Source organism: Phocaeicola plebeius (assembly GCF_003437535.1).
Classification (GTDB): domain Bacteria; phylum Bacteroidota; class Bacteroidia; order Bacteroidales; family Bacteroidaceae; genus Phocaeicola; species Phocaeicola plebeius_A.
In genome coordinates, this window is the sequence record NZ_QSQT01000046.1 from 11,424 (window position 1) to 21,939 (window position 10,516).

The window sequence follows — 10,516 nt, forward strand, 5'->3', positions numbered from 1 at the left end:
GATTTATTGTTTAGGCATAAATTTTAGTCAGTCTGTACAAAAAGAATGCCTTGTCTTTAACTCCCCTGAACTGCGCACGAAAGTTCTTTATTTTAGCATTAAAGGATTCAGATGCAGCGTTTGTGGAACGCTTTTCAAAGAAGTTTATGATTTCCAGATAATGTGTCTGTATGGATCTTGCCACTCTTCCAAAGGCAAGGAAGCCTGATTTGTCTACTTCATCATACCACCTTGCAAGTCTTGTCAATGCCACGTCCTTATGTCTGCACTGATGGTAAATCAATCCCAGTCTCATGGAAAGATAGTATGCTTTCTTTATATCAGGATACTCTCTGAAGAGAATACCGGCACGCACGCGCTGTGATTCAGTCCATAAGGATTCTTTTTTGTAGAGAAGATAGATGCTTCTGGCCAGCAGCTGTTTTCTTGAATCCCCGTTTTCAAATACCGGAGCATGATATATCTTTCCGCATGCCCTGGCATGTGCCATCTGTATGGATTCCTCATCCAGGGCTTCCCAGCGTGCCTTCACCCTCATTTCCTGAACCGCTTCATAAGCCAGTTTCTGCACGTGGAAACGGTCCGTCACGCGGCGCGCGGCCGGGAAGCAGATACGTGCCGTCTGTTCCATGTTCGGAGCCATGTCAAGGGTTATTTCCCTGACCTGGAAGCGTCTGCGTCTGGAAAGCTTTAGCAGGACGGATGTGACAGTCCTGACGTCCGTACCCTTTATGATTGCAATGATACTTCCCGAACGTCCTCTTTTCTCCTTGTTTATCAGGATTGTATAGAGTTCGCCCTGTGACAGGCTGACTTCATCAATGCCTACATACGGGCCGATGTTCTTTTCGAAGAGTACCCATTCTTCCGCATGGGACAGCTGGTTCCAGCTCATGTAACCGCTCAGATGATTGCGGTACTGACGCTCAAGAAGTTCACCGTTCACCCCGAAGAGAAGGCCTAGAAGCTTGCAGCTTACAGGAAGGGTATCAATATAGTTCTTTTAAAAAAGACGCAAAATCATGCGTTATGCGGCTGCCTTCTGCAACCAGTTTCCAGTTACGGCTCACATAGCGTCCCTCATCCTTTACAATCCATCGGCGACGGCGGATATTCAGGAAAAGCTTCTTGCCACGAATCGGGAAATCCTGAACTACTACCGGTTCATAAAAGCCTTTGCTTTCCACCTGCATGCTTGAGTATTCACCGGGAACTTCGTTCTTCTCTTCCAGGTAAATCACTATTTCCGTACTGCTTTCCTTTACATCCGAAATGATGAAATAATCCAATGTCCCTTCAGGAAGAAGGAGACGGTAACCGCTGGTTTCCATAACTTTTGCTGATTTTCTTTCCGGCAAAGATATAAATTTATCGGATTTACCCCTCAGATTATTACGTTGACCCAGACATTCAAATGCCCACTTCAGACAAAGTTCCGTTACAAAATCGTTACAGGAAAATCGGGAAAATCTTCTGTAACGATTTTCGATGTAAGTCCTTGATTTGTCGCTCATTGACGTTCAAATGTCTGCTTGTAACCCAATTATTAATTATTCCTTTGCAGAGGGAAGTCATTACACCCACTGTAACGGAGCTAAATTAAAAAAGGATATGAGTAAGAGTACATTTAAGATTCTGTTCTATCTAAGAAAGAACTATCTGAACAAGGAAGGAAAAGCTGGTATTATGATTCGTCTGTCGCTTAACGGTGAAATCACACAGTTCAGTTCTAAACTGAGTGTAAAACCGGATGCCTGGGATACAGTTTTGGGCAAGGCGAAAGGAAATACACATAGCTCCCATTTTTTCTCTTGGATGAAAAAGGTCTTATTGTATATAGTTATATGTATCCTTTTTGTGTCTAATTCGCTAAAAATATGAATTGGGGAATGACTCTCCATAAAAAATTCGCTAATATTTGAGTAAAATGTTTGGTTGGACAAAATAAAAAGAACATTTTTACTATAAATTTAGGTTGGTATCTACAAAATAAACGAAGATGGCTACAAAAATACAGCAAATATTAAAGTCTACTTGACAACCATTCGCCCCAATTTGATTCCAACATTGTTGGAGGCCTGCGCATCTCAGAAAGTGAAAACTCTGTTTCTCTATATGGCTGAAAAAGCAGGTCATTCTAGGTATAGGGCGTTAAAACTGGATAATATTAATCTTGGTACATCTAGGTTTATGATCACGCCAACAGGAAAGTATATCAATAAGTATAATATGACAATTTCAAAGGAACTTGCTGAATATGAATCATAATCTAACATTATCAATAACTACTATAGGTGATTTGCTCCTTCGCAAAACCATTACTATTACTAATAGTGGAGAGCCAATTAACGATGTAAGCCTATGTGTACCTATTTATCAACGTCCATACAAATGGACAGCTCGTAATGCCATACAATTGCTTGATGACATTATTGAAGCGAAGAATAGCAACAAGGAAAGATACAGGGTGGGTACACTTATCCTTCACAAGGCAAAGGATAAGGAACAATATGATATTGTTGATGGTTTGCAACGTACTATAACATTCTCATTACTTTTGACTGCATTAGGCGTAGATGGCATTGAGTTCTTGCAGCAGAAAATATATAATAATGTGCACAATAATCATAATATTGCAAACAACTATAATGCACTTAACCGTAGGGTCGGATTAAAGTTGCAAGATAGCGATTCGGCTACTGAACACCAAAGAGAAATGGAGCGTCTTAGGGACTATATTGAGAATATGTGTGAGTTAATTGTTGTCATAACTCCCGATGTATCGGAAGCATTCCAGTTCTTTGATTCTCAAAATGCACGAGGTAAAGCTCTTTATCCTCATGATTTGTTGAAAGCATACCATCTTCGCGAAATGAATACCATTAGTGAGGATGAAACAGAAAAGATAGTAAAGGATTGGGAACAGGTTTCACAAAGTGCTTTAGCAGATTTCTTTGGTAATTACCTATATCGTATCAAAGAATGGGTAAGTGGCAATAAGGCAAATGTTTTAAATGAACACAACATTCATATGTTCAAAGGTATCACACGTTTTTCAAGAACACCTTATGCCCAATTCTACAAAAGTGCCTATTGTTATGCAGATATGGTCAACTCTTCTGCTATGCCTTTTGTCTCTGGTACTCGAAATGTAAATGCGTTCCAATTAGACACTCCAATAATTGCAGGTAAACCGTTTTTTGAATATACAAAGCACTACTATAATATACTAAAGGATATTCAGAACAACAACAAATATGAGGGCTTCTATATTAATGATAATATTATAGTTAAAACATTGGATAGACATTTTAAAAAAGGAATAGGTAATGGTATAGCACGCCTTTTGTTTGATACTTCGGTTCTGCTTTACGTTGATAGATTCTGCCCAGAAACATATCCTACAAAAGAAGACATGGAACTATTTGAACAATTTGTTGTATACGCATTCATTTGGGCTTATTCATTAAGGGCCCAATACACTAATCTTGGTTGGCATTCTGCACAGAATTATATTATGGGGTTGAGTGATAAAATCAATGCATTCAATATGTATAAATTGATTGTCAAGCAAGATACTCCATCTTCATTATTGAGTGCTTTGGCAGACAAAATCAATCCTCTTTCGAATGATGATATTAAAGATGGTTGGGCGCAGGAATGCTATGAGTATAGTGGTAAAGGAGATACATTAAAGAATCTAAAGGATGAGATAGATGGTGTGTATGAAAACTATCTGTATTTTTTTCAAATAAACGGTTTTTATAAAAATTGATTACAATGAAAGATTTGAAAAATATTCTTGAAGAATGTTCGATTAATGACATATATTTCTCAAACAGCGGGGTGTCTATATTATACAAGATACCTATCTATCAGCGTAATTATGCTTGGGGGCGTGAAGAAATATACGCCTTAATAAAGGATGTACATGATTCGTTGGAGAAGTCCGTTTACTATATTGGCACTCTTGTCACATACAAAAGAGATGAAAATATTTTTGAGGTTATCGATGGTCAGCAACGACTTACAACAATCTACATCATCTTGAAGGCTTTGGGCATAGAAACAATTGCAAATTGTCTTACATATTCTGCAAGAAAGGTTTCAGCTATGACAATAGAAAAGATGCCTAAGTTTGGTGAAGAAAAAGATAAGGGCATTGTCGATGGATTCAGTTATGCGAAGGAAGCAATTAAAGACATTGTTGGCGAGAAGAAGGCTGACATAGATGCATTCAAGGATTTTTTCTTGAACAAAGTGCATATTATTCATTATCGTGTGCCAAAAGATGTGGATTTAAATCACTATTTTGAGGTTATGAATTCTCGTGGTGAGCAGTTAGAAAAGCATGAGATAGTAAAAGCTAAACTCAGCGAACAGTTGATAGGTGATGAGGACGCTATGGAGAAGTTTAGTCGTATATGGGAGGCTTGTAGCGACATGAGTTTCTACATTCAGCAGAAACTTCCAGATATGACAACTGTCTTCGGTAAAACTATGGACGATTTTGTTATAGAGTCTTTCGACGAGTTTCCAAGTTCTAATGAATGCTTATTTTTGTCATTAGGAATGAAAACTATTTCAGAACTTTTAAATTCGTCCATAAAAACGATAGATAAAGATGATGAAGTAGACAAGAATGATAATTTCCAGCCAATTATTGACTTTCCGAATTTTCTATTGATTGTTTTGAAAATTACAAGATTGCGGAATAAAGATGATTTTAATCCTTTGAGCTTTACACTTGACGATAAAGAACTAATTAAAGAGTTCAAGAAGGTAAATCTTACTCCAAAGTTCGTTAAGGACTTCGCCTACAATCTCCTTTTGGCTAAATATTTTCTCGATAACTATGTTATACACCACGCAAATGGTGAAGATAGGGCTATTGAGAATCCATGGAAATTGCAATATTATTATAAGAAGGGTAATAAGGCTGCCTACCTTAAGGATTTGTACGATGATAATAAAGTACAACAAAACGAAGTGATTCAATTACTGTCTATGTTTGAAGTTGCTTTCACGCCTAAGCAAAGAAAAAACTATCTGTTCTATTGTTTATATCACTTATTTGAGAATTATGACCTTAATGATTATGTGGATTTTTTAAGAAAACTAGCTGATAAGTATTTCTTTGATGTGTATCTTGATACGGGTAAACTTAACGAAATAAATCAGCCTAAGCCTAATAGTTTTGACGAAACTATTCTTAATTGTGATGAATTAAACGTCGAATTAGAAAGAGCGAATCGAGATTTCAATAGTGTTTATCCTACTGGATCATGCAATATACCTCTGTATGTTTTTAACTATACAGATTATAAGCTTTGGAAGAAATATGCGGAAGAACTTCGAGGTAACAAAGAAAAGAAAGGCTCCCGTAATAGAATGGAGTTTTTTAGAGCATTAGGTTGTAGTGACTTTGAGTTAGAACCTTTTAAAAATTTCTATTTCTCTCGAACACGAAAAAGTTTGGAGCATTATTATCCACAAGCCAAGGCTGGGGATAATATGCTAATTAACTTGCAAGATATAAATTGCTTTGGTAATTTTGCTATGATAGGTTCTGATGCAAATAGTTCTGGATCCAACTGGAATCCTATTGATAAAAAGAATCGCTATCTTGATACAAAATCCAACCAAGTAAGCGTTGCTTCATTAAAATTCAGAATCATGTTACAAATATGCCAAGATAATTACGATGCTGGTATCAAAGATGATACCTTAAAACGTCCATTTGGATTAGAATGGAATGTTGATGATATGGTTGAACATCAAGAGAAGATGCTTGAAATCATTATGAATTTATAATCACGCCTTCGGGAAAATACATCGACAAGTAAAATATGATAATCTAGGAAGAACTTGCAGAATATGAGTAATATAAAATCAAGTGTTTACTATTCATGGTAGAACAACCATCAATTTGTTTCTGAAAGATTTGCCACACTATTCTGTAGATGTTGATTCGACATATATCCCATTGGTTGACCGCCAGACTAGTTTAGATAACATCAATTCGCATCTGAAGTCAATAGCAGATAAAGTGGACAAGTGAAAGTCTATGAGTGACACAAAAAGACAGTTTTCAGTTACTAAATCGTTACACTTGAAAAATTGAGCCGAATTAAAATATTGATTCATAATGATTTAGAAAACAAAAATTATAATCCTGTCTCTCCGGATAAAAAGAAAAAGTCCCGTAAAACATTGATTTTACGGGATTTTTTCTTTTTACCCGGTGACAACCGAAAGACACACAAACCGGTATTTACAGAACCGGAAATGCCGAAGTTATAAAGATTCTTTAAATAAAAGCTTACTCTTTATTTTGATTTTACCTGCTTTATCGTTTCTTTTGCAACCAAAAACATTCAATTCTTTGACACATGAAAAAACTACTAGTTTGCTGCACTGCATTTTTGTCATTATGGATACAGCCTTTCTTCGCTCAGAAAGCCGTCGTTGAGAGGATTATTGAAATCGGACACCAGGATAATCAGGCCACACACCAGCTGGATATACTGACTAACCGCTTTGGCGGACGCCCCATCGGGTCGGATGCGTATGAGAATGCTGCCGAATGGATGATACACGAATACAAAAAGTGGGGGCTGGACGCTCAGCTGGAAGAAGCCGGCGAACTCTCTGTCGGTTTTAACCGCGGGCCTTGGTTTGGAAAGTTGTTGAGCCACGACCATGGAATGACCCTCCATTTCGCCACTCCTTCGTATACTTCCGGAACGAAAGGGGTACAGCGTGGCCACGTTTTGATGGAGCCCCGTACCGACCAGGAATTCGAACGCATCAAACTCAAATTAAAAGGAGCCTGGGTACTGATTTCCGGCACAAACAACGGCTGGCCCATCGACCGGACGGCACAGGCTGATTCTATTCGTCAGGCTATCAAACAGGAAAATAAGGAAATCGACCAGAAGAATGCCGAACTCCGAAAAAGAAACAGAGAGAAAGGTGAAAACAACAAGATGATTCCTTATAAGGAATTCCCGGCGCTTTACTACCATGAGATGGTTGAAGCCGGTGCCTTAGGATTCATTCAGTCATCAGAGGTACCCATCCGCGCGCTCTATGACCGGAAGATGATTGACAGCATGACGTTCGACAACCTGCCGGAAGTTCCTGACATCAAGCTCGACCGGCATCAATTCGACATCATTGCTCAGATGGTAAAAGAACGGCGGGAAGACTTCCTGCTGGAGTTCGATATCCGCAATCATTTCAAACTCGGACCAATTAAATATCACAACGTGGTGGCATCGATACGGGGTAGCAAGTACCCGGACGAGCAAGTCATCGTCTGCGGACACTTAGATGCCTTTGATACGGGTACAGGCGGCATCGACTGTGGCACAGGGATTGCTCCCATGATGGAAGCGGCCCGTATGCTGGCATTGTCGGGAGCCAAACCCAAGAGAACCATCCTCTTCATCGCCTTTGCCGGAGAAGAGTTCGGGCTGTTAGGCTCGAAAGCTTATTGCAAGAAACATCAGCAGGAGTTGCCGAAGATTGTCAACGTATTCAACCGTGACGGTGGGCCGGAACCTCCCGTCGGAATAGCTGTCTCGCAAGCGATGTATGATGATTTCGTCAAGATAACCCAACCCATCCAAAAGATTCGGGCAGACATCCCGTTTAAAGTAACCGTGCGGCCGCCCCGTAAACTACCGAAGGTGGCGGGTGGCACCGACTCGGAAGTATTTGCCACGTATGGTGTCCCGACATACGGATTTACCACAAAAGATGTCAAAGGATATAATTTCAATTATGGGGAAATCTGGCATACGGAACGTGATTTGTTTACCAAGAACATCCCGGAATACCTGGAGCATACGGCAACTGTCACCGCCATCACTGCCTTAGGTGTAGCCAACCTCGACAAACCTCTACCGCGGGAAGGAGTCTATGAAGAGAATTGACAATGAGAAAAGATATAGATTTCTAAAAAACAGACACATTCTTTGTCTTTAATCTGCCTTTACTTATATTTACACAAACAATAAAACCTGAATCCACATGAAAAAGAAAATGGCCCTACTGGCATTGGCCGCCACAGCATGGCTGGGCACCACCGCAAACACACCTGTCACCAGAAGCGTAGAAAACCCCTTCATCGAGTCAACCAACACCATGACCCTCGACATTTCGAAAGTGGAACTGAGCGACACGGCTACGGTGCTTTATACGGACGCCTACTTCCGCCCGCATTACTGGATAAAAATCAGTTCCGAATCTTACCTGCAAGCCGACGGCAAGAAATATGCCTTGAAAGGCACACAGGGCATTGAAGCCGATTCTCTTTTCTGGATGCCCGAAACAGGAGAAGCCTCCTTCCGGCTGAGCTTTGAACCCCTCCCCCGCGATACACGCTCGTTCGACTTCATTGAATCCGACTGCAACGAATGTTTCAAACTGTTCGGTATCGACCTGACGGGAAAAACGGAAGCCACCGTGCCGTCTGACATCCCGGCCGAAGTCATCCGTGCGAACGAGGCCGTACCTTCTTCCCTTCCCGCTCCCTTATTCAAAATGGGTGAAACCGCAGTACATGTCCATCTTTCAGGTTATCGGAAGGGACTGGCAAAGGAAGTGAATCTTTATGTCAATACCCTACTGAACGGACAGCAATCTTTCACCGCCCCCGTCAATCCCAATACGGGAGAGGCCGAATTCAAGTTCTGGCAGTATGGATCTGCACAAGCTTTTGTCCTTGCGGGAATAGGAGTAAACCGGTTCTGGCTGGCTCCGGGCGAAGAAATTGATTTGTATATTGACATGCACCAAAGCGGACAGATGCTCTTGGACCGCCGGACGCAGAAAAAACAGCTTCCTCCTTTCAAAAGCGCACCAGGATGCTATGCCACAGGCACATACGCAGGTCTGACCTCTTCCGCATTGTATCCGGATAAACCTTACAGCATGAATCTTTTTTCAAAGGAATCCGCAGACTACAAGATGACGGCCGCCGAATATACACAGCATGTCGTCCAACTTTACCAGTCACTTTCCGACAGTATCGCACAAAGCGACCTGCCATCTGTAGGAAAAGAACTAGCCCTGCTAAAATTGAAACAGGAAGCTGTGGAAGCTATGGCCCAAGGCGACGCTCTTCGTACATATAATTACCGGATGGTACATAACCAATGGGACCGCAACAAACCGCTGGACATTAAAATAGACTCGCTGACAGCCGAAAACCGTGCCGCATTGTGCAAACTCTTCCCTATTGCCGACGAGCAACTGCTAATGGGAGAAAATATCATGTCCTATGCCCGCAGCATCTCCAATCCACTCATCGACTGGCCTGAAGAAGCAAAACTAAAAGGCACCTTTGCCGAAGACCTGCAACGGGTTTTACCCTTAGTACAAAAAGCCGCGAATATCTCACTGACCGAAACCGACCGGAAAATACTTGAAAGCGTACACAACCCGTTCTACCGGGATGCGATTCTGAAAATGCTGGAAAACGCGCAGATTGCTCTCAAGGAGGTAGAAGGAAAAGCCATCATCGAAAAGACACCCGAAGTAACCCCGGACAAGCTCTTCGAAGCCCTCATCGCGCCCTACAAGGGAAAAGTCATCCTGGTAGATTTCTGGAACACCTGGTGCGGACCTTGCCGCATGTCTATCCGTGCCAACGAACCGCTGAAGGAACAGGAACTGAAGAGCGACAACCTGGTATGGATTTACCTGGCCAACGAAACGTCTCCTCTCGTCACTTACAAACAGGCGATTCCAAACATCAAAGGAAAACATTTCCGCCTGAACAACGAGCAATGGAAGTACCTTTGCGAACAGTTCAAAATTGACGGTATTCCTTCGTATGTGCTGGTAGACAAGTCTGGACACTATCAGCTCCGCAACGACTTCCGCGACCATGAAGTCATGAAAAATACTTTGAAGAAAATGATTGAATAAACGCAAATCCAATTTGAAGAGGCTGGCTCAAATAAACTTCAAACTTATTTTGAGCCAGCCTCAATTGATACCATTAGAGTTGGTTAAACCTGTTATTGCAGTAACCTTTATATCATCAACTGTATCAATGTAAGACTTCATGGCTTTACAACCATTATGCTTTCATTTCAATATTCAGCAGAAAATCAACAACCTATTTAGTCTGACTTCAAAATAATCTGGATTCATTTTTTATACGTTCATTTAGCATATCACAAATCTCATTTCCTCTCATTGTTAAATTGGACACAAGAATGGCTTCAATGGATCCTATCAATTGCAAATTAAAGACCATAAGTTTTTTTATAAAATTAGACGTTTCTGGAGATTCCATTTTTTGTGAAATATATTTTGTCTTATATTCAATAGCTATGTATTTTACATGATGCATCTTTATCAACCGAAAAAATTTCACGTCTTCAAACTTAACAACCTTATAGGTACCCTTAAATTGTACATATATCTCAACTCTATCTTTATATAGGGAAGTGATTTAAACTTATGTATATCAATTAAAATGTTGTCAAACAGCGTACAA

Annotated in this window: 8 protein-coding genes and 1 pseudogene; 6 read left to right on the forward strand and 3 right to left on the reverse strand. The window is 40.5% G+C overall.

All coding sequences use genetic code 11. The features are described 5' to 3' along the window. Positions 1–10: 10 nt before the first annotated feature. Both DXD04_RS15570 and DXD04_RS15575 read right to left on the reverse strand, forming a co-directional pair. The gene (locus DXD04_RS15570; RefSeq protein ID WP_417131303.1) at positions 11–994 is read right to left on the reverse strand and encodes an ISAon1 family transposase; all 984 of its coding nucleotides are present in this window, start codon (positions 992–994) and stop codon (positions 11–13) included. Next, on the reverse strand, positions 990–1,331 hold the full coding sequence (locus tag DXD04_RS15575) for an ISAon1 family transposase N-terminal region protein (protein ID WP_117674067.1): 342 nt from the start codon (positions 1,329–1,331) through the stop codon (positions 990–992). Before DXD04_RS15575 ends, DXD04_RS15570 begins: the two co-directional genes overlap by 5 nt. 280 nt (positions 1,332–1,611) lie before the next feature. Here DXD04_RS15575 and DXD04_RS15580 point away from each other — a divergent pair. From DXD04_RS15580 to DXD04_RS15610, 6 genes and pseudogenes are all read left to right on the forward strand, one after another. Further along, positions 1,612–1,791, forward strand: a pseudogene (locus tag DXD04_RS15580) (Arm DNA-binding domain-containing protein); the annotation flags it as partial. 231 nt (positions 1,792–2,022) lie between these two features. Further along, on the forward strand, positions 2,023–2,268 hold the full coding sequence (locus DXD04_RS15585) for a type IV toxin-antitoxin system AbiEi family antitoxin domain-containing protein (protein ID WP_476445223.1): 246 nt from the start codon (positions 2,023–2,025) through the stop codon (positions 2,266–2,268). Next, on the forward strand, positions 2,258–3,775 hold the full coding sequence (locus DXD04_RS15590; RefSeq protein WP_117674068.1) for a DUF262 domain-containing protein: 1,518 nt from the start codon (positions 2,258–2,260) through the stop codon (positions 3,773–3,775). The genes DXD04_RS15585 and DXD04_RS15590 overlap by 11 nt, the downstream gene beginning before the upstream one ends. 5 nt (positions 3,776–3,780) lie before the next feature. Further along, positions 3,781–5,814, forward strand: a complete 2,034-nt coding sequence (locus DXD04_RS15595) for a GmrSD restriction endonuclease domain-containing protein (protein ID WP_117674069.1) — start codon at positions 3,781–3,783, stop codon at positions 5,812–5,814. 578 nt (positions 5,815–6,392) lie between these two features. Beyond that, positions 6,393–7,940 carry a M20/M25/M40 family metallo-hydrolase gene (locus DXD04_RS15605; protein WP_117674070.1) on the forward strand — a complete coding sequence of 516 codons (1,548 nt, stop codon included), beginning with the start codon at positions 6,393–6,395 and terminating at the stop codon, positions 7,938–7,940. Between the two features lie 97 nt (positions 7,941–8,037). Continuing rightward, positions 8,038–9,939: a TlpA family protein disulfide reductase gene (locus tag DXD04_RS15610; RefSeq protein ID WP_117674071.1), complete on the forward strand. Its 1,902-nt coding sequence runs from the start codon at positions 8,038–8,040 to the stop codon at positions 9,937–9,939. Positions 9,940–10,147: 208 nt separating this feature from the next. On the opposite strand, the gene DXD04_RS17120 is transcribed toward DXD04_RS15610, so the two are convergent. Beyond that, positions 10,148–10,471 (reverse strand): STM3941 family protein, encoded by a 324-nt coding sequence (locus DXD04_RS17120; protein WP_369683350.1) that lies wholly within the window; start codon positions 10,469–10,471, stop codon positions 10,148–10,150. Positions 10,472–10,516 lie beyond the last annotated feature (45 nt).